Source organism: Methanosarcina soligelidi (assembly GCF_000744315.1).
Classification (GTDB): Archaea; Halobacteriota; Methanosarcinia; order Methanosarcinales; family Methanosarcinaceae; genus Methanosarcina; species Methanosarcina mazei.
In genome coordinates this window covers 3402132-3423313 of the sequence record NZ_JQLR01000001.1, presented here as the reverse complement: position 1 = coordinate 3423313, position 21182 = coordinate 3402132, and the positions used below count along the sequence as shown (strand labels likewise).

The 21182-nt window shown below is 43.5% G+C and carries 14 protein-coding genes; 8 read left to right on the top strand and 6 right to left on the bottom strand.

The window, feature by feature from the left end; all coding sequences use genetic code 11:
• The first annotated feature begins 74 nt into the window (after window positions 1-74).
• The 3 genes from M886_RS14690 to M886_RS14680 all read left to right on the top strand — a co-directional run bounded on the left by M886_RS14690 (window position 75) and on the right by M886_RS14680 (window position 3896).
• The gene (locus M886_RS14690; protein ID WP_011032003.1) at window positions 75-470 is read left to right on the top strand and encodes a response regulator; all 396 of its coding nucleotides are present in this window, start codon (window positions 75-77) and stop codon (window positions 468-470) included.
• A 517-nt stretch (window positions 471-987) separates the two neighbouring features.
• Window positions 988-2466 (top strand): aldehyde dehydrogenase family protein, encoded by a 1479-nt coding sequence (locus M886_RS14685; protein WP_015410824.1) that lies wholly within the window; start codon window positions 988-990, stop codon window positions 2464-2466.
• A 20-nt stretch (window positions 2467-2486) separates the two neighbouring features.
• A complete protein-coding gene (locus M886_RS14680) occupies window positions 2487-3896 on the top strand; it encodes an aminotransferase class III-fold pyridoxal phosphate-dependent enzyme (RefSeq protein ID WP_235203980.1) in 1410 nt (469 codons plus the stop codon).
• 607 nt (window positions 3897-4503) lie between these two features.
• Here M886_RS14680 and M886_RS14675 read toward each other — a convergent pair.
• The 3 genes from M886_RS14675 to M886_RS14665 form a co-directional block, all read right to left on the bottom strand.
• On the bottom strand, window positions 4504-5016 hold the full coding sequence (locus M886_RS14675; RefSeq protein WP_011032000.1) for a hypothetical protein: 513 nt from the start codon (window positions 5014-5016) through the stop codon (window positions 4504-4506).
• 76 nt (window positions 5017-5092) lie between these two features.
• Window positions 5093-6175, bottom strand: coding sequence for an ankyrin repeat domain-containing protein (locus M886_RS14670; protein WP_011031999.1), 1083 nt, complete (start codon window positions 6173-6175; stop codon window positions 5093-5095).
• A 309-nt stretch (window positions 6176-6484) separates the two neighbouring features.
• Window positions 6485-7327 carry a tetratricopeptide repeat protein gene (locus tag M886_RS14665; protein ID WP_011031998.1) on the bottom strand — a complete coding sequence of 281 codons (843 nt, stop codon included), beginning with the start codon at window positions 7325-7327 and terminating at the stop codon, window positions 6485-6487.
• Window positions 7328-7922: 595 nt separating this feature from the next.
• Between M886_RS14665 and M886_RS14655 the strand changes: the two genes are divergently transcribed.
• Together M886_RS14655 and M886_RS18085 are read left to right on the top strand one after the other, a co-directional pair.
• Window positions 7923-10565, top strand: coding sequence for a NosD domain-containing protein (locus M886_RS14655; RefSeq protein WP_011031997.1), 2643 nt, complete (start codon window positions 7923-7925; stop codon window positions 10563-10565).
• Between the two features lie 57 nt (window positions 10566-10622).
• On the top strand, window positions 10623-10781 hold the full coding sequence (locus M886_RS18085) for a hypothetical protein (RefSeq protein ID WP_080503006.1): 159 nt from the start codon (window positions 10623-10625) through the stop codon (window positions 10779-10781).
• 94 nt (window positions 10782-10875) lie between these two features.
• Here the strand turns inward: M886_RS18085 and M886_RS14650 are convergent, their stop codons facing one another.
• The 3 genes from M886_RS14650 to M886_RS14640 form a co-directional block, all read right to left on the bottom strand.
• Window positions 10876-11796, bottom strand: coding sequence for a glycine betaine ABC transporter substrate-binding protein (locus M886_RS14650; protein WP_048051397.1), 921 nt, complete (start codon window positions 11794-11796; stop codon window positions 10876-10878).
• A gap of 173 nt (window positions 11797-11969) precedes the next feature.
• Window positions 11970-12800 carry an ABC transporter permease gene (locus tag M886_RS14645; protein WP_048051396.1) on the bottom strand — a complete coding sequence of 277 codons (831 nt, stop codon included), beginning with the start codon at window positions 12798-12800 and terminating at the stop codon, window positions 11970-11972.
• The gene (locus M886_RS14640; protein WP_048051395.1) at window positions 12797-14149 is read right to left on the bottom strand and encodes a quaternary amine ABC transporter ATP-binding protein; all 1353 of its coding nucleotides are present in this window, start codon (window positions 14147-14149) and stop codon (window positions 12797-12799) included. Before M886_RS14640 ends, M886_RS14645 begins: the two co-directional genes overlap by 4 nt.
• 975 nt (window positions 14150-15124) lie before the next feature.
• Here M886_RS14640 and carA point away from each other — a divergent pair.
• The 3 genes from carA to M886_RS14625 all read left to right on the top strand — a co-directional run bounded on the left by carA (window position 15125) and on the right by M886_RS14625 (window position 21062).
• The gene (gene carA / locus M886_RS14635; protein WP_048037758.1) at window positions 15125-16231 is read left to right on the top strand and encodes a glutamine-hydrolyzing carbamoyl-phosphate synthase small subunit; all 1107 of its coding nucleotides are present in this window, start codon (window positions 15125-15127) and stop codon (window positions 16229-16231) included.
• Window positions 16231-19452, top strand: coding sequence for a carbamoyl-phosphate synthase large subunit (gene carB / locus M886_RS14630; protein ID WP_048051394.1), 3222 nt, complete (start codon window positions 16231-16233; stop codon window positions 19450-19452). The genes carA and carB overlap by 1 nt, the downstream gene beginning before the upstream one ends.
• Window positions 19453-19877: 425 nt before the next feature.
• Entirely contained in the window at window positions 19878-21062 is a 1185-nt protein-coding gene (locus tag M886_RS14625; protein ID WP_048051393.1) for an argininosuccinate synthase, read from the top strand.
• Window positions 21063-21182 lie beyond the last annotated feature (120 nt).

Here is a 21182-nt window from a genome sequence, read left to right as displayed (position 1 = left end):
AGGAACTCGAAAGTTCCTGGTTACATAGTGTAACTATAAATTTTATCAGTCATAAACTTGCGGAGAAAACCCCCATGAAAGTATTGCTTGTAGACGACGATCCAGTATTCCTGGAGCTATCAAAGACCTTCCTGGAAGTGTTCCATGATATAAATTCTGATACCGTAGAATCTGCAGGGAAGGCTCTGGAAAAGTTAGACGAACGTTCCTATGACGTGGTAGTTTCTGATTATGACATGCCCTGTGTGGACGGCATCTCATTCCTGAAAATTATCCGCGACAAAAAAATCGATATTCCTTTTATCCTGTTTACCGGAGTTGGCAAAGAAGAAATCATGAGCCAGGCAATCGAAAACGGCGCCGATTCCTTTGTCCAGAAAAGGGGAGACCCCAAGGCTCAGTACTCCGAACTTTCCCAGCAGATCTGTAAGATCGTTAATAACAGGTCCGATGTTAAGATTATAAATTAAGTGAAATCAATAACCTTAATCAGTCAGACTATATTGCTTCAATCAAATTAATTATTTTAATCCTTCAATATTAACCCTTCAATATTAATCCTTCAATATTAATCCTTCAATATTAATCCTTCAATATTAATCCTTCAATATTAATCCTTCAATGAGTTGATCCCAAAACTCAAAATTGCTCCTCACAATCTCGAATTCAGGATACTCAATCGATTTTCGAATCATGAGCTATAATTCTGAAACTTTCATTATTTGAGAATAAAATTGGTTTTGGGATAAGCTCAATATTAATCATTCATTCTCAGCTATTCTATTAATCATTTTTAATAATCATTTTTAATAGCCAATTATCATTTTTAGCCTCTCCTTTCTTTTTTCTATGGTCAGTTTAATACTTTATTCCCCAGGGCTTTAACTGAGATTACAGTCGAAAGGCCTGAAAATATTTATGTCCGGCCGAAACTGTTTTCTGGATATATTTATGTGGTATTATACTCATTGTTCTTAGAGGGGTATTGTGATTCGGGAGTATAAGTTACTGATAGGTGGGGAGTCGGTAGACTCATCAACCGGAGAAACTTTTGATGACATCAATCCGGCTACTCTTGAAAACCTTGCCACGTTACAGGTCGCAGGAATCGAAGATGTGGACCGGGCAGTTGAGGCTGCAGAGGCAGGGTTCAGGGTATGGAGTGAAGTTCCGGCTCCTGGAAGGGCTGAGGTCCTTTTCAGGGCAGCGCGCATAATGCAGGAGAGAAAAGAAGGCCTTGCCAGACTCATGACAGAAGAGATGGGAAAGGTCCTGCCCGAGACCAGGGGTGATGTACAGGAAGCAATAGACATTACCATTTACGCTGCAGGGGAAGGCAGAAGGATGTTTGGGGAAACAACGACCTCAGAACTCAGGGACAAGTTCTGCATGACCGTGCTAAGGCCTGTAGGAGTTGTGGGCATGATAACACCCTGGAACTTTCCTATTGCGATTCCCAGCTGGAAGATCATGCCAGCCCTTATTGCAGGGAATGCGATCGTGTTCAAGCCTGCAAGCGATACGCCCCTGCTTACCATAAAACTTGTAGAAATCCTGATGGAGGCGGGCCTGCCTCCAGGAGTCATAAACATCGTTCCCGGACCTGGAGGAAGTACCGGAAAAGCAATAGTCCAGCACCCCCGAATAAGAGCAATTTCATTTACAGGAAGCCTTGATACCGGGAAATGGATCATGGAAGAGTGTGCAAAATCCATGAAGCGGGTCTCTTTAGAGCTGGGTGGAAAAAATCCTGTTATTGTAATGGATGATGCAAACCTTGAGCTTGCCCTTGAAGGCGTGGTCTGGGGAGCTTTCGGGACAACAGGCCAGCGCTGTACAGCTACGAGCAGGCTGATCCTTCACGAAAAAATAAAGGATGAATTCATAAAAAGGCTGCTCGCAAAAACAAAGTCTCTCAGGGTGGGAAACGGGCTCCTGCCTGAAACGGACGTGGGGCCTGTAATTAATAAAGCCCAGCTTGAGAAAATAGAAAAGTACGTCAGGATAGGAAAGGAAGAAGGTGCAGCTATCCTGGTTGGAGGGAACAGGATAGATCCGGGTCTTCCCGGTTATTTCTTCGAACCGACCATATTTACGGATGTCAGTCCTGAAATGAGGATTGCACAGGAAGAAATCTTCGGGCCCGTGCTAAGCATAATCACTGTTTCGGATTTTGACGAGGCTATTGAGGTTGCAAATAACATCAAGTACGGTCTCTCATCTGCGATTTATACTGAAAATGTTAGAACCGCTTTCAGGGCAATTGAAAAACTGGAAGCAGGAATCACATATGTTAATGCCCCTACTATAGGTGCCGAAGTCCATCTTCCTTTCGGGGGCATAAAAGGAACCGGGAACGGTTTCAGGGAAGCTGGAACAGAGGCGATTAAAGAATTCACCGAGGTAAAAGCCGTATATATAGATTACAGCGGCAGGCTACAAAAAGCCCAGATAGATACAGAATAAAAGTGGAAGGGGAGAGGTTTTTGAATCACAGGACTCCGGAAGAGCTTGAAAAATGGAAGAATACCGGCAAAACGGAAGGACCAGAAGACTCAATGAAAGAACTGGAAACAGAATTCAATTCTTTTGAACAGGAAGTCGGGCTGCTCGATACTGTCGGCCCGAAAGCCAGGGAGATAATAGGGCAGGACTGCAGCATGGTGTCTGCATGTGTGTCCCGCCCCTATCCTCTGGTTGTTGACAGGGCGAAAGGTTCCGTAGTCAGGGATATTGATGGAAAAGAGTACATAGATTTTGTTGCAGGGATTGCTGTCATGAACGCGGGCTACTCAAATCCCGAGGTCCAAGCTGCAATTTCCGCACAGCTTGAAAAAATGGTCCACTGCGGATACGGGGACTTTTTTGCCGAGCCCCCCCTGAAACTTGCAAAAAAGCTGAGGGATCTTTCTGGTTACTCAAAAGTCTTTTACTGCAACAGCGGAGCTGAGTCTATAGAGGCTGCAATGAAACTTTCCCTCTGGAAAACAAAGCGCCAGAACTTTATCTCTTTTTACAATGCTTTTCACGGCCGGACACTCGGAGCCCTCTCCCTTACATGCTCTAAAGTCAGGCACAAAGAGCATTTCCCTACCATCCGTACCGTACACACTGACTATGCCTACTGCTACCGCTGCCCTCTGAACCTCGATTATCCTTCCTGCGGGATCGAATGTGCAAAGCAGATTGAAAACCTGGTTTTCCGGAGAGAGCTAAGCCCGGAAGACACTGCCGCAGTTTTTGTTGAACCGATCCAGGGAGAAGGAGGATATATAGTCCCTCCTGTAGAGTTTCATAAGGAGGTAAGGAAGATCTGTACGGATAACGATGTTCTTCTCGTGGCTGACGAAGTCCAGACGGGCTGTTTTAGGACAGGTCCTTTCCTTGCCATGGAAAATTTTGAGGTAAGGGCTGACATTACCTGCCTTGCAAAAGCCCTGGGTTCAGGTCTTCCCATAGGCGCAATGCTTGCAGACGATGAGCTCATGGACTGGCCTCCCGGAGTCCACTCAAATACCTTCGGAGGAAATCTCCTTTCCTCAGCCGCAGCCCTTGCTTCCCTTGAATTCCTGGAAAAAGAGAACACAGAAAACCATGTCCGGGAAATGGGCGCTCATATCCGGCACCTCCTCAGGGAGCTTCAGGAAAATTTCCCCTGCATAGGAGATGTCCGGGGTCTCGGACTCATGACAGGTGTGGAAATCGTAAAACCGGATAAATCCATAGACCCTGTCAGGAGGGATAAAATAATCAGGGAGGCTTTTAAGGATGGAGTCCTGCTCCTTCCCTGCGGAGACTCCGTAATCCGTTTCTCTCCCCCCCTTGTTATGACTGACGAAGAAGCCGACCTCGGGCTCGATAAATTTGAAAAGGCACTGAAAAAAGCGGTGAGATGAAGTTAAATTAGATGCAGTGAGATGAAGTTAAATAAAGATGCATCATGAAAGTGCGGTAAATGCAGTATATAATTTTTACATAACCTCATGCTGGCTACTTTATAATTCTCCATGATCCTGATAACTTACAAGCATTTTTAAGTAATGCTTGCATATTAAATCATATGAACTATAAGAACAATGATCGGTTTGAGTACAATGGTTCAGCTTTTATTGTTTTTATAACTGTTATTGCAATAGCTGTAAGCCTTTTAGGGATAATGGTGTCTATCAGGTAAATGTCTGTGAAATAACCAGTTTCCTGTTAACCACTGAAAACAACTATTTTATATTGATTCAACAGGACAGACCTAAAAATCGAAGACTCAGGAAACAGATAGAAAATTAATAAAAGAGTATAAAAAAGAGCAGTTTACTGGCCTGGTTAATAAATTATAGATTACGCTCTAATTTTTCCTTATATTATCTATTTTTTTGTGCTCTCTCTTTTTCTTATATACTCCCTATTTTTGTGCTCTCTATTTTTGTGCTCTCTATTTTTGTACACTCTATTTTTCTTATGTGCTCTCTTTTTCTTATTCCTGCTCTTTATTTCTGTTTTTCCACTTCACTGCTCTTTTGTTTCGCTTTCAGATGGCCTGAGAGTGGTCATCCTGCTCCTGACAGGTCCCACAGGAAGGTCTGCGCAAATGGTGAGAGAATCAGTTTTATTTCCTGAAAGAGTTCTTCCTGCAAGGTCAGGCTTAATCTCAAGCCCCAACCCGACAGGAACTTCGGGGTTTTCGGCTTTAAGCCCTGTGAGAGGGCTGGAAAGAGAACAGGAGACAAGCCCGAGGGCAGAGTCCGAAACAAGCCTTGGAAGGGGTTCAGGGCTCAGGCGGGAAACCCCTGAAGAAGAAAGCCCGAGGTCTCTTTCGGGAGAGAGCCTGTTATTGAAGTCAGGTAAAATTCCCCTGAACTGGTCAAGAGAAGGGCTTGAGAAAGTAGCTGATTCGTAAACAGGAGTAAGCTGTCCGGCAGGTATTTTTTTATGGTTTTCACTGGCTGCACTGTCAGAAGTATGCGAAGCTGAAACGGAATCTCCTGGTTTGCTGCTGGTCATAGCTCTATGGATTGTCACGATGGTATATCAATTATACGAGGGCTTTCCTTCTTTTTTCATTGTAATGTGGAAGGAGATTTGCATTCAAGGCAGATCAGGAACTGGAATATGTACGGACGCTGGTAAGCAAATCAACAATTTCTTCAAAACCTACCTCTGCCGCCAGGTCCGCAGCAGTTTTGTTATTTTTGTCCTCAATATTAATATCCGCGCCTGCTTTGATGAGAAGCTCAACGATGTCCTTGCGCCCTGTCTGTGCCGAAAACATCAAAGCTGTAAGTCCGGCTTCGTCCGGAATATTGAGGCTGGCACCGCCTTCAATAAGCAGATTTACAATATCCCTGTACCCCCTATCTGCTGCATAAATCAGGGCAGTATTTCCGTTTTTATCCTGGAGGTTGAGGTCGGCGCCTGCATTGACAAGCAGTTCAACAATACCTTTATGTCCGATTTTTGTTGCAGCAACCAGAGCTGTTTTACCGCTATTGTCCTGAATATTCAGGTCAGCACCGGCTTTAATGAGCAGTTCGGCAATGTCCCTGTGCGCTCTATCTGCAGCACAAATCAGAGCCGTTTCACCGTTTTCGTCCTGAATATTAAGATCGGTACCGGCATCAATAAGCTGATCAGCAATATTCTTGTACCCTACTTTTACCGCAAATTTCAGAGCAGTTTCGCCGTTTTCGTCCTGAAAATTGAGGTCAGCTCCATTTTTAACGAGCAAATCAATAATGTCACCCCGTTCTATTTTAGCTGCAGAGATTAAAGCGGTATTGCCGTTTTCGTCCTGAAGATCAAGATTGGGACCGCTTTCAATAAGCAGTCCTATGACATCCCTGTATCCCTTATCAGCTGCAGAAATCAGAGCAGTCTTGCCGTACGCATCCTGATAATTAACGTCAACTTTATTGCTTCTCAAAAGTTTCTCCACGTTTTCTGTCTGCCCCTGTTTGGAAGCCTCTAAAAAGCTCTGATTTTTATCTCTGCCAAATAAATTAGATATAAAATCCATCAGTATTTTCTCCTCAAACCTCTCATATTTTACCGTCTGCAGGAATGCAGTTATCCCTGCGCCTTTAATTGAAACATATAAATTTTTAATTGAAACACGTAAATTTTTAATTGAATCATGTAAATTTTTAATTGAAACCTGTAAGTAAAAGAATACCGTATTCATTACAAGGTATCACAAAATGTATCTAACTATATGTCCGCCTGGTTTATGAATTTGTTTTCTGGAACTGGATATAAATACAGTAATAATTACAGTAATAATAAGAGTCAACGATATCAAATCCAGCCTGCGGTACAGCGATTTTGCACAGAGAAGTTCCAGAAAACAATATTAATTAGTTTGTGAAAGGCAATATTAGTATGCGACAAGGCAAGTATAAATAAATAGCCTTGAAAGCCACATTAAATCGTTTTCGTTAAAGGCATGGAGCCAGACTTTAAAAGGGCCTGTTGCATTCATTCTTTTTAATAATTACCCGTTAATTTTCATTTCACAAAACTCTTTTCCTTTCATGGCAGCTTCATTTCCAGGGCTGAGTTTCAGGGCATGTACATAGCACTTGAAAGCCTCTCCGTATTCGGAAAATTCACAGAGAAGGTCTCCTCCGGCGAGAAGGGAATTCAGGTGGTCAGGGTCGCTTTCAAGAGCCATTTTACAGGCTTCAAGGGCTTTTTCCTTTTCCCCCAGTTCCAGAAACACGTTTCCTTTCCAGTACCAGGTCTCAGCATTGTCAGGTCTCATAATGGGGGCTTTATTTCTGGAGAAGAAACTAAACCTTGGAAGTTTGCATGCCCAATCCGAAGCCTGTCTGGGTTCGGTTTCCAGGGCTCTGTCGAAGGTCTCCAGTGCTTTTTCTGGAAGACCCATCTTTGCATAAACTATTCCTTTACTTGTCAGGATTTTAGGAGATCCGGGATCAAGAGAGAGAGCCTTTTCAAAAGACTCCAGGGCTTCTTCATTCCTGCCCAGGGCAGAGAGCACAAAACCTCTGTTTGACCATTCTATGGGGCTGTCAGGTTTAATTTCAAGAAAGGAATCAATGATGTCCAGAGCCTCCTGATACCTTTCGAGCTTAAAAAGAGACATTCCGCAAAAGGACCTGGCTTCCTGTGCCTTTTCGCAAAATTCCTTTCCTCTGTCCTCCTTTCCTTTTTCAAAAAGAATATCTGCCATTTTTTTCCATGCTTTTTCCGCCTCCCAATAAGCAGCAAGAGCTTCTTCATAGCTTCCCATCTGGAAAAAAATCCTGGCTTTCTTAGAGTTCTCCTCTGCCAGTCTATCAAAGTCTCTGAGCGAGTTCGCCATTTTTGCCATTTTTTTGCCTCATGTTACAGCTGTAAGAAATATTAAAATTCGAGTTTTCAGAATGAGAATTGCCATCATGCGCATTCTGAAGTGGTTTAGTTAAATCGAATTTTAATCTGAAAAATTATCATGATAAAGGAATGATATTTTGTAATATATAATGTTTTAAATTTATCCCGAAGCACTTCCCCAATAGTAATATAGTAAAATAGTGAAAAATGAATAATAATAGTAGTAATAGCAGTAATAATAGTGATAATAGTAATAATAATAGTGATAATAGTAATAATAGTAATAATATCAAGATACAAACGGAAGTCCAGAGTTATATGTATCAACTTGATACGTATTATGCTGATGGCATTCTTCTTTTCTATTTCTTCGATTCCAACGCTTCTCATATAGCCAGAATCATCATAGCTCCACTATTATGCCTTCTTTTGAAATACCTTTATATTTCTACATAGCTCGTTTCAATTCATCCTTTATTTCTGAAAATAATTAATCAAAAATAACTATGGAAATTAAAATATATTATATTTAATTAATAAGATTTATATTAATATTAATAAGGGATTATCTTATAATAGAATGGGGGAAATAAATGAGGAAAATACTAATTTTTTTAATAGTTCTAATTTTTATTTTTATAATATCTATTTCAGCTACTTCATCAGCAAAGGAAATTACAGTGGATGATGGTTCTGGAGCTGATTTCAGATCAATTCAGGAAGCTGTGAATAATTCTGTACCAGGGGACACAATAACCGTGATGCCTGGAATTTATACTGAAAACGTTCTTGTCAATATAACCGGGCTAACTATCAAGTCAGAATCAAACAATGGTGATGCGCAGGTAAAACCGCTAAATGAAAGTGTAAGTACCTTTCTGATAACAGCTAATAGCACAACGATCAGTGGTTTAAATATAACAGGAGCCAGTAAGATGAATCATAAAAATGCAATCTTTGCTTATAGCAAGAGGAATAATGTAACAGGTAATACTATTGAAAACGGTTCTATTTTTCTGGGATCCTACATGCCAAGCAATTTAAAAATCATCTTTCATGGCGATATGAATAATGTGACAGGTAATATCATTGAAAACGGTTCTATTTTTCTGGGATCCGAGATTTCAGGCAATTTAATAGCCGAAAATAAAATTTCTAACGGCGAAGAGGGTGTATATATTTCCTGCTGTGGAGGAAATAATACAGTATCAGGTAATACGATCTCAAATTGTTCCACTGGCATCTCCGAAGGGGATCAGGGAGCAGATATTCGTAATAACAGGATTACTGACTGCGATTGTGGGATTTGGCTTTCGATGTCAAGTTCAGGAATTGAAAATAATACAATATTAAACTGTGATGTAGGGATTATTTTAGGTGACGCTTGTACTGTTGACATAATCAACAATACAATAACATCCTGTACAGAATGTGGGATTTTTAATAGGGGAAATTATGACCGTAGAAGAATCTACAATAATTATTTTAACAATAGTCTAAACGTAAAGTTTGGACCTGGCGAAGGGGGAAATATCTGGAACAGTTCACTTGCTTCAGGCAGTAACATTGCCGATGGCCCTTACATTGGAGGAAACTTCTGGGCAAAGCCAGATGGGACCGGATTCTCCCAGATCTGCGTGGATCTGGATAGGAATGGGATCGGAGACCTGCCTTATAATATCTATGAGAATGAATTTGACTATTTGCCTCTTGTATCTATGTCCAGTCTGCAAAATTCAGTTACTCCAACTGCTAACTTTACAGCCAGCGTCACTAATGGTCCTGCACCCCTTGTTGTCAAGTTTTCAGACCTTTCGAAAAACGCAGTTGCGTGGAACTGGGACTTTGATAATGATGGTATATCAGATTCCACAGAACAAAATCCTGTACATGTGTACAGAGCTCAAGGAAATTATACAGTTAATTTGACAGCTAGCAATGGATTCAATACTAATTCCAAACTTGCAAACATAAGCGTTGAAAAAAGGGTTTCATCCACGTGGCCGTTTATATACATTATAGGTGGAACTGTCTCTGTAATTGACACAGCCACAGGATTAGTTATAACCAAAGTAAAAGTAGGACGTTCAATGCCTGAAGGAGTTGCAGTCACGCCAGATGGAAAAAAGGCATATGTACCTGACCGTTGGGGTGTTAATGTATCCGTAGTTGATACTGCAACAAATACTGTTATAGACACTGTGAAAGTAGGATCTGATCCCTATGGAGTTGCAATCAGTCCTGATGGAAAAAAGGTATATGTGGCTAACAGTGGCAGCAATAATATTTCTATAATTAACACCGACGCAAACACTGTTACAGCTACTGTGCCTGTTGGAATTAGCCCTACTGGAGTTGCTGTCGTACCGGATGGATCAAAGGTGTATGTGGCGAATTCAGGCAGTTATCCAAGCTACGAGGGTACTGTTTCTGTAATTGATACAGCTACTAGCATGGTCACAGCTACGGTACATGTAGGAAATCATCCTTCTAGAGTTGCAGTAACCCCGGATGGAAAAAAGGTATATGTGGCAAACTGGGGTCATTATGTCTCTGTAGTTGATACAGCTACAAATACTGTTACAGCTACGGTGGATGTAGATAATTCTCCTGATGAAATTGTTGTCAATCCTACAGGAACAAAGGTATATGTGGCAGGAATGAAGAAGGGATATGCTGCTGGCACAGACGATGGTTTCGTCTCTGCAATTGGTACCTCAAACAATACTATTATAGCTACAATGGATATTGTAGGAGGCAGTCCTATAGGACTTGCAGTAACCCCAGATGGAAAAACGGTGTATGTGGCAAACAGCAACATTTCTGGTAACAGTACTCTCTCTGTAATTGACACCTCAAACGATACTGTCTCAGCAACAGTGAATATCGAGACTCCTGGTAGAATTGCAATCATCCCGGATCCGGAATCAGTATTTCCGGTAGCTAATTTCAGCAGCAATGTCAGTGAAGGTTTTGCACCTCTCTCAGTTCAGTTTACCGACAGCTCCGAAAACACAACGGGGTGGAACTGGAACTTTGGTGATGGAGCTGCTTCAAAAGAACAGAATCCAGCTCACACTTATTTATCACCAGGAAACTATACAGCTTGTCTGATAGTAAACAACCCGGATGGTACAGATTCGAAGTTTACTACAATAACTGTGCTGGAAAGTAGTTCTGGCGATGATAGTCAGTCCAGTGGAGGAAGCAGCAAGGGCGGCAGCAGCGGTGGTTGAGGCGGATCCCCTGTACCTGCAAAAAACGTTGAGGTCAAGGAACTTTTTCAGGTCTTCATTACAAACGGAAACCCTGTAAAGTTTAATTTCCCAAAGAACGCCAATGCTATTGTTTATTTGAGTTTTGATTCAAGAAGACCGCTGGCAAGACAACAACCATTTTTGAGAAATGCTAAAAAACAAATCCACGCTTACCCCGGATTCACTCGAAGGTAAGTCGGTCATTTTCAAAAATTGAATTGTAGAAATAGAAATGAATAAAGAACCGTAGAAATTATAAATCAGGTAAAAAAATAGGAAGAAGGGAATTTTACTCTTCTACTTCTTTTCCTATCCATTCATTGACTTTTTCCGGATTGTTCTCGACCCATTTTGCTGCAGCTTCTTCAGGAGCCATTCCACTTTCAATATCTACCATAACAGACTGAATATCCTCGTGGGTCCAGGCAAATCTTTCAAGGATACCATAAAGGTTAGGCATATCTTCTTCGAGGCCCTGCCTTGCAAGAGTCTCAACATTATCTGCTTCTCCGTAATATCCCTGGGGGTCGTCAAGGTACTTGAGGTCCCAGCGGTTAAAAGCCCAGTGAGGGGACCAGAGCGTCACAACAACAGGCTCTTCGTTATTTATGGCTCTTTGCAGAGCTGCGGTCATGCCTGCACTGCTGCTAGAGACGAGAGTGTAGTCAAGGTCATACGCTTCGATTACATCTTCGGTAATCTGCATGACTCCAGCTCCCGGGTCGATGCCGATGATTTCTCCATTAAACATTTCTTTATTATCATTCAGGTCTTCAATGGAATTGACCTCTTCTACATAAGTCGGGACAGCAAGCCCGATTGTGCAATCTTCCAGGTTCACCCTGACAGAGTCAATCCTGTCTCCGTATGTTTCCCAGTAGTTCGCCTGGGTCTGGGGGAGCCATGCTGATGTTGTGAAATCGAATTCTCCGGAAGCCACACCCTGATAAAGGGGTCCCGCATCCACTGCAATTATCTCCACATCAGTATACCCTGCCTGCTGGAGAACCTGCTGGATCACGTTGGTACTGGCAATTTCTCCATCCCAGAGGACGTACCCGATTTCCACTGGCTGATTGTATTCAGCAGCATCTGCTGTTTCTTCAGTGCCTTCCTGTGTATCGTCCGCACAACCTGCCCCGAAAATAAAGAGGCCAAGTACAAGCCCGACTATAAATAATGATTTCAGTTTTTTCTTATTTAATTTCACCTTTTCACCTTTGCATTGTTCAATATGACACAACCAGTTCCACAACACAATCAATTTATTATGGTTGTAATCTGGCCGTTGTTGTGTCTAATATAAAATTCCCAAACGGCCTGGGAAAGAGTATATCGATATAAACACATTGTGAATCGATAAATGGAAAAGATACCCAATCTTTACTTCGGACTGAGGTTTTGAGTTATTCTGTCAAGGATCACAGCAAGAATAACAATTCCGAGCCCTGCTTCGAAGCCAAGGCCTATGTCAACCCTCTGTATCCCGAAGAGCACCTGGTAACCAAGACCTCTTGCTCCTATCATGGCGGCTATAACTACCATTGAAAGGGAAAGCATAATACACTGGTTAACTCCTGCCATAATTGTCGGCAGGGCCGCAGGCAGCTCAACTTTAACAAGCTTTTGCCAGGGTGTTGACCCAAAGGCATCCGCAACCTCCTTAAGCTCCCGAGGAACCTGGCGGATTCCTAGATTGGTCAAACGAATGGTAGGAGGCATTGCAAACACAAGGGTTGCAATCATGCCCGGGACGTTTCCAAGCCCGAAGAAGATCAGGGCGGGAATGAGGTAAACAAAAGAAGGCATGGTCTGCATAAGGTCCAGGATCGGCTTCAGGACGTTAAAGAAGAAATCACTTTTAGCAGCGAGAATTCCCAGGGGAATTCCTATAACCAGTGCCAGAAATGCCGAGGAGATCACAAGGGAAAGTGTTTCCATTGAAAGTGTCCATAGTCGCAAATTCTCAATCAACAGGAGACCGATAAAAGTTCCCACCGCAAGTTTTAGATTTTTCTTGCCTGTGAAATAAGCCAGGGCAGCAATAAGCAGCGCGAAAATGAGAGGTGGGAAAAGAATCAGAAAGTCCCTGAATCCAGTAATCATAAAACCAAGGAAATCGCTTATAATGTCCAGGAGCCAGCCAAGATTGAGCTCGATCCAGTAGACTGCAATCTCAACGTAATCTCCTATAGGAATTTTGGAGAAAATCACATTTTAACCTCCACATTTTCAGATTTTTGACTAATATCTTCCACTTCGGAAGAAAGTCCCTTCTCTGAAGCGGGGTTTTCCTGCTGTCCTTTGTTGTCTAAAATCTCCTTATTTTTGTCTTGAACAGGCTCTCCTTCTCCTGCTGAAGCTTCTTCAGGCACATCTTCAGACATTGCAAGAGCTCCGAGAACGGTTCCACGAATGATGATTCCCTTGAGTTTTCTGCTTTCGTCAACTACAGGAAGAGGATAACTGCTGTTTGCAATTAAAGGAATGATCTCGGAGAGGGGCATATCAAGAGGTATGGAAGGGATTTCCCTGATGATAGATTCTAAATTCTTTTTTGATTTTAGAGCTTCTACAGCGTCGTCTATCATAATTATACCCTTCAAGAGTCTATTTTTTCCTTCAACCACAAAGATTGAAGAAATTCCATATTCTTTCATCAACTGCACAGCGACCCTGGGTCCGGAATTTATAGATACCAGCGGTTCAGGCCTCCACATTACGTTTTCTGCAGTCAGGACTTTTGAGCGGTCTACACCCTTTACAAACTGGGACACGTAGTTATCTGCCGGATTGGTAAGAATTTCTTCCGGGGTTCCGATCTGTACAATTTCCCCGTCTTTCATCAAAGCAATACGATCTCCCAGCTTAAGTGCCTCATCCAGATCATGTGAAACAAAAACGATTGTTTTTTGCAGCTTGTCTTCAAGAGATAGAAGCTCATCCTGCATTTCATTCCTGATAAGAGGATCAAGGGCACTGAAAGCCTCGTCCATTAGTAGAATATCGGGGTCATTTGCAAGAGCTCGTGCAAGCCCTACCCTTTGCTTCATTCCCCCACTGAGCTGAGTTATTTTGCTATCTTCATAACCTTTCAGTCCAACAGTATTTATTGCCTCTACTGCTTTGGAATACCGTTCCTTTTTAGGTACTCCCTGGATCTCCAGTCCATATGCAACGTTGTCCAGTACGGTCCTGTGAGGAAGAAGAGCAAAGTTCTGGAAAACCATTCCGAGTTTGGTCCTGCGGACTTTTCGGAGCTGTTCTGCGTCCATTACTGATATATCCTGTCCATCAATCAAGATTTTTCCACTTGTGGGATTGATCAGGCGGTTTATACAGCGCAAAAGAGTAGACTTTCCGGACCCTGAAAGCCCCATGAGCACGAAAATTTCTCCGTCGTACACATCAAAATTAATATTGTTAAGGCCGACAGTCTGCTTTGTTTTTTCAAAAATTTCGTTTTTTGTATGTCCTTCCTTGAGAAGGGATAACACTTCCTGAGGATTTTTACCAAAAATCTTGGTAAGATTCTTGATTTCTATTTTAGCTATTTCACTCACAAATTATACCTCGATTTACTCGAAGATTTTTTTCTAGAATACATGTAAAAATAATAATAAATAGTTATTATTTCGACTATCCCGGGTATTTAAAATTACTCCGTGTATTCTATACCATTGCCAAAGTTATAAACTTACCAGCCTTTATGAAAATACAGATTATGACCATTAATTGTAAATCTTTTAAAAGTTGTAATCAGTACAAAGTGTTAAAACACGCTTCATATCAAAGTGCCAAAATATTAAAGCGTCAATTATACTATCAATTGTACTCATCGATTATTGCAGGTCATATAAAGTATTACAAATCATTGTATTTTTACAAAAAATTTGTAACTTATTTGAGCTTTTCAGATCGTAGAAGTCTAAAAAGACTGTCGTTTAAAAGACTGTTTTATTTTGCATAACTACTTTTCAAGAAATCATATATATAATTTACTGCTAAATATTTAAACACTAAATCTTTCCAATTGCGTAAGTAATACAAAAAATACGCTTGTAGAGATTGTTTTTTTACATGAACTTCCCTTATTAATTCTACTCTTGAAGTTCTTTAGACATATCACCATAATAACCCACCTAAATAATATATTGAGAAAGTAGTGGGGGAGTATTAGGGAAGTATTGACTACAATATTGACTAATCATCAATTTGTCTAAAGAAAATTTCTTAAAAAATAAAATTTCCAAAGATAATTTTCCCAACTGCTTAACATATAATTAAGAAAGAATATATATAAATATTCGTATTATATGAAAGGTATTCTAAAAGATGATTATCAAAAAAAGATGGTTATAAAAAAGACGATTATCAAAAAAGATGGTTATCAAAAAAGATGGTTATAAAAAAAGACGATTATAAAAAAAGACGATTATAAAAAAAGACGATTATAAAATTGTATGTTTATAAAGTGACTTCTCCAATCATCGCAACACTTATACATGTCTTATGACATTTACTCGCAGGTTCAGATGATGAAAGCAGTACTAGGATTAGAAGATGGAACAGTTATTAAGGGCACCGGTTTTGGTGCCGAAGGCACAGCTTGCGGCGAACTCGTTTTTACCACTCAATTCACAGGATATGAGGAGGCTCTGACTGACCCTTCCTACAAGGGCCAGATTTTAATGTTTACTTACCCTTTGATAGGGAATTATGGGGTCAGCGGAGAGAGGTTCCAGTCCGACAACATCCATGCTGAGGGGCTTGTTGTCAGGGAAGCCTGCAAAAAACCCTATCACTACAAATCCACCCGTTCTATCCACAAATTTTTAGAGGATGAAGGAAAACCAGGGATTGAAGGCGTGGACACCCGTATGCTCACAATAGGGGCAAGGGAGCATGGGACCATGCGTGCAGCCCTTATCACAGGGAGTGACGATGGGGAAGAAGCCGTTGATATGGCGAGGAACTTTCCGCAGGTAACGGACGAAGAACTTATTGCACGCGTAACCTGCAAAGAACCCCGCTTTATTCCCGGAGCAGCCGGAGCATGGAAAGGAAGCGGCAAACCCAAACATGCAGTTGTGGTCGACCTCGGCATAAAGAGGAACATCATAAACAACCTGCATAAAAGGGGAATTGACCTGACCCTGGTTCCTGCAACCACAAAACCAGAAGAAATCGCAGGCTACGAGCCTGACATGCTATTTATCTCAAACGGTCCAGGAGACCCGGAAAAAGCAACGGATGCTATCAATGCCGTAAAGGCTTTTGCAGGCACGATTCCGGTAGCAGGGATCTGCTTCGGGCACCAGATTATCTCCCTTGCAATGGGAGCAAGGACATACAAGCTTAAATTCGGGCACAGGGGAGGAAACCAGCCCGTAAAGGACCTTATTGAAAACAGGATCTTCATAAGCTCCCAGAACCATGGATATGCTGTCGATGCGGATTCCCTTGAAGGGACAGGGCTCTATGTAAAATACCTTAACGCAAACGACAAAACCGTTGAAGGGGTTTCCCACAAAGACCTCGACATCTTCAGTGTGCAGTTCCACCCTGAAGCACAGGCAGGTCCTCTGGATACCGAGGAAACGTTCTTCGGCAAGGTAGTGAAGGTCCTCGGAGGGGGTCTCTGATGCCTAAACGTGAAGACATAAAGAAAGTTCTGCTTATAGGTTCAGGGCCGATTACAATCGGGCAGGCTGCAGAGTTTGACTTCTCAGGAAGCCAGGCTTGCAGGTCCTTAAAAGAAGAAGGCGTGCAGGTTGTGCTTGTAAACTCAAACCCTGCAACCATTATGACCGACCCCGAAATGGCGGATTCGGTCTATATCGAGCCTCTCGATGCAAGGATCATAGAAAAAATCATTGAAAAGGAACGCCCTGACGGGATAATCGCAGGCATTGGCGGGCAGACCGGCCTTAATATTACCAGTGAACTTGCAGAAATGGGCGTCTTTGAGAAATACGGCGTCCAGATCCTGGGAACTCCTGTTGAAGCCATCAAAAACACGGAAGACAGGGAACTCTTCAAGGAGACCATGCTAAGTATAGGAGAGAAAGTGCCTCTTAGCAGGGCAGTCCATTCCTTAAAAGAAGCCGAAGAGGTCGTTGAAGAACTCGGTCTCCCTCTTATTATCCGCCCGGCTTACACCCTTGGCGGCGCTGGCGGTGGAATTGCCCGCACAAAAGAAGAACTCCTTGAGATCACGGAACGCGGGCTCAGGCGCAGCCGCATTAACCAGGTGCTTATAGAAGAAAGCGTTCTCGGCTGGGCAGAAGTCGAGTACGAGGTCATGAGGGATGCAAACGATACCTGTATCGTCATCTGTAACATGGAAAACATAGACCCCATGGGCGTGCACACTGGAGAATCAGCAGTAGTCGCCCCGTCCCAGACCCTGAGTGATGAAGAGCACCAGATGCTCAGGAGTGCTTCCATTAAGATCATCCGCGCCCTCAAGATCGAAGGAGGGTGCAACATCCAGTACGCCTTAAAAGAAGGCGACTACAGAATTGTCGAGGTAAACCCCAGGGTTTCCAGGTCTTCAGCCCTTGCGTCCAAAGCAACAGGCTACCCGATTGCCCGCGTAACTGCAAAGATCGCAATAGGGATGACCCTTGACGAAATCGTGAACAGCGTCACAAAGAGCACACCTGCCTCTTTTGAGCCGGCTCTTGACTACGTGATTACAAAGATCCCGAGGTGGCCTTTTGACAAGTTCACCACCGCAGACAAGACCCTGACCACGGCCATGAAAAGCACGGGAGAAATCATGGCAATAGGCAGGACAATTGAGGAGTCTCTCCTGAAGGCTTTCAAGTCTCTTGACATCGACTCTCAACTCGGGATAAAACGCTGGGACGAGCCTGAGATAAAAACTCTCCTCAAGACCCCAACAAGTGAACGCCTTTTTGTAATCTTCCATGCGCTTGAGAGAGGAATGTCGATAAAGGAGATTGCCGAACTCACGAGCATCAACCCCTTCTTTATCTCAAAGATGAAAAAGATCGTTGAGATGGAAAAGCACATCAGGACAGAAGAACTGACCCCTGAGTTCCTGCGCGAAGTAAAAAGGATGGGCTTCCCTGACAGCCGCCTTGCAGAGCTGACCGGAAAAACAAGGGAACAGATAAGCGACTTCAGGCACGAAGAAGGAATTTTAGCCACCTTCAAGATGGTAGATACCTGTGCAGCCGAGTTCGAGGCAGCAACTCCTTACTACTATTCTACTTACGAAGATACCTGCGAGACAAACTCAACAGACAAAAAGAAAATCCTCATCCTCGGTGCAGGTCCCATCAGGATAGGGCAGGGAATAGAGTTCGACTACTGTACCGTCCATGCAGTAACCGCGCTCAGGGAAGAAGGCATAGAGACACATATAATTAACAACAACCCTGAAACCGTGTCTACTGACTTTGACACTTCGGACAAGCTTTTTTTTGAACCCCTCACAATGGAATACGTGATGAACGTTATTGAACGTGAGAGGCCTGACGGTGTCCTTGTGCAGTTCGGAGGGCAGACCTCGGTTAACCTTGCGCTCCCCCTGAAAAAGGAATTGGAGCGCAGGACAGACCTTGACACTGTGATTCTCGGGACAGACCCCGAAGATATGGACCTTGCCGAGGACAGGGAAAAGTTCTACCTCCTTATGCAGGAACTCGGAATCCCGCAGCCTGAAGGAGGATATGCAACTTCGCAGCAGGAAGCTATCGAGGTTGCAAAGAGGATCGGTTTCCCGGTACTTGTGCGCCCCTCCTATGTGCTAGGCGGCAGGGCAATGGAAATCGTTTACGACGAAATCGACCTCGAACGCTACATGAAAGAAGCAGTCAGGGTTTCACCGGAACACCCGATCCTTATAGATGACTTCCTTGAAGCAGCCTGCGAAATCGATGTTGATGCGGTCTGCGACCAGAAAGACGTACTGATCGGCGCAATCATGGAGCACATCGAGGAAGCCGGCGTCCATTCAGGAGACTCTGCCTGTGTAATTCCGCCCCAATCGCTCTCCAAGGAGGTCCTTGACCAGGTAAGGGACTATACAAGGAAGATAGCTCTCGGCCTGAGGGTCAAGGGTCTGATAAATATCCAGATGGCAGAAAAAGGCGGAAAGGTCTTTGTGCTTGAAGCAAACCCGCGTTCAAGCAGGACAATTCCTTTCGTCTCAAAAGCAGTCGGAATCCCGCTTGCAAAGATTGCAGCCAAAGTGATTGCAGGTCACAGTTTAAAAGATCTCGGCTACACTGACGAGCCAAAGCCAAAACATGTCTCGATTAAAGAAGTCCTCCTGCCCTTTGACAAGCTCCCGGGAGCAGACCCTGTACTCGGACCTGAAATGAAGAGTACGGGAGAAGTCATGGGCGTTGACTACGACTTCGGAAGGGCATATTACAAGGCAGAACTTGCAGCCGATAACCTCCTGCCCCTTACGGGAAAAGTCTTCCTCTCAATCAGGAACGCTGACAAGCCCGAACTTGTGGAAGCTGCGAGAAAACTTCAGGCAGCAGGCCTCGAACTCATGGGCACAAGGGGAACTGTGAACTACCTTGCGCAGCACGGCATCTTCATGGACACAGTTAAGAAGGTGCATGACGGAAGCCCGAACGTTATCGATATGATGCGCAGGGACGAAGTCGACCTCATCATTAACACCCCAACAAGCAAGATGTCCCGCAAAGACGGCTACAGGATCAGGCGTGCGGCTGTCGACTTCAAGGTCCCGTACATCACCACGATCCAGGCTGCGGTTGCAGCGGCTGATGCTATTGAGACCATGAAGAAAGGACAGGACCTTACTATCAAATCCATCAACGAGTATCATAGAGAGATGGAACAGAAGGAAGAGTAAGGTAAAGTAAAGAAAAAAAACTGTCAGCAGGTAACTCTTAAATGAGTGCCTGTTGAAGAGTATTATTTAAAAAACCGTTGTGCAACGGAAAATTTCATTTGAATCGCAGCTGGCGGGGCGGTTTCCCGTCCTCCGGCAAAACAATAATTAGTTTTTGAATCTACCAGCTGTTAGCTGTCAAATTTACAGGATTAAACTTACTGCTACCAAAATTATTAAACTTATTAATCTTATTAACCCATAGCAAATCGATCTATTAGCAGATCAATCTGTTAACTCATTGATTCATTAACATATCAAAATAACATATCGATCCGTTAGCAGACCAGTTCATTAATATATTAATTTATTAGCCTGTTATTTAATTGACGCGCCAATCGTTTTGGTTCTTATCATATATCCGCCAGATAAGGGGTAGTAAAAGCATGGTAAAAAAAGTTGCACTTGCATATTCCGGTGGGCTTGACACCTCTGTGTGCATTCCCATCCTCAAAGAAAAGTACGGTTACGATGAAGTAATTACAATTTCGGTAGACGTCGGCCAGCCCGAAGAGGAAATCAGGAAGGCTGATGCGAAAGCCCAGAAGATCAGCAACAAGCACTACACGATCGATGCAAAGGAAGAATTCGTAAGGGACTACATCTTCCCCCTGATAAAAGCCAACGGAAACTACGAAGGCTATGTCATGGGCACGTCCGTAGCCCGCCCTCTGATCGCCAAAAAAGTGGTGGAAGCAGCCAAAAAAGAAGGTGCAGTTGCCCTTGCCCACGGCTGTACGGGAAAAGGAAATGACCAGCTCCGTTTTGAAGCCGTATTCCGCCAGACCGACATGGACGTTATTGCCCCCATGCGTGAGATGAACCTGACCCGCGAATGGGAAATCAATTACGCAAAAGAGCACGGAATCCCTGTCGAAGCCACAAAGTCCAAACCATGGAGCGTTGACGAAAACATCTGGAGCCGCAGCATCGAAGGCGGCAGGCTTGAAGACCCGTCTTTTGTCCCGCCGGAAGAGATCTACGAGTGGACAAAGTCCCCGGAAGATGCGCCGAACGAGCCCAGGATCGTTGACATTGACTTTGAAGCCGGTGTCCCTGTCGCAATTGACGGCGAAAAGCTCGGCGGCTACGCCCTTGTCAAGAAGATGAACGAAATTGCAGGCGAGAACGGCGTCGGCAGGACAGATATGATCGAAGACCGCGTGCTCGGCTTAAAAGCACGTGAGAACTACGAGCACCCGGCTGCAACCGTGCTTCTGGCAGCCCACGCCGACCTCGAGAAACTCGTCCTTACCCGCGGGGAACTGAAGTTCAAGAAGATCGTTGAAGAGCAGTGGTCCGAAATGGCATACGCAGGCCTTGTGGACGACCCCCTCTTTGCCGACCTCAACGCTTTTATCGACAAGTCGCAGGAAAGGGTCACAGGCACAGTGAAAGTGAAGCTCTACAAAGGCGCACTTACTATCCTTGCCCGCAGCTCTCCAAATGCGCTTTATTCTGAGGATCTCGTTTCGTTTGACAGCCAGACGATTGATCAGAAGGATGCGGAAGGGTTTGCGAAGTATCACGGGTTCCAGGCGAGGATGTACAGGAAAGTTGTGGGGAAATAATTTTTTAGGTCTTCAATTTATCCGCTCTCTTTTAAGAGGGCAGACTTTTCTTTTTTTCGTTTAATTTTGGTTTAGTTCTGAATTTGTGTTTTTTTGTATATGGGGTTTCAAAATAGTTAG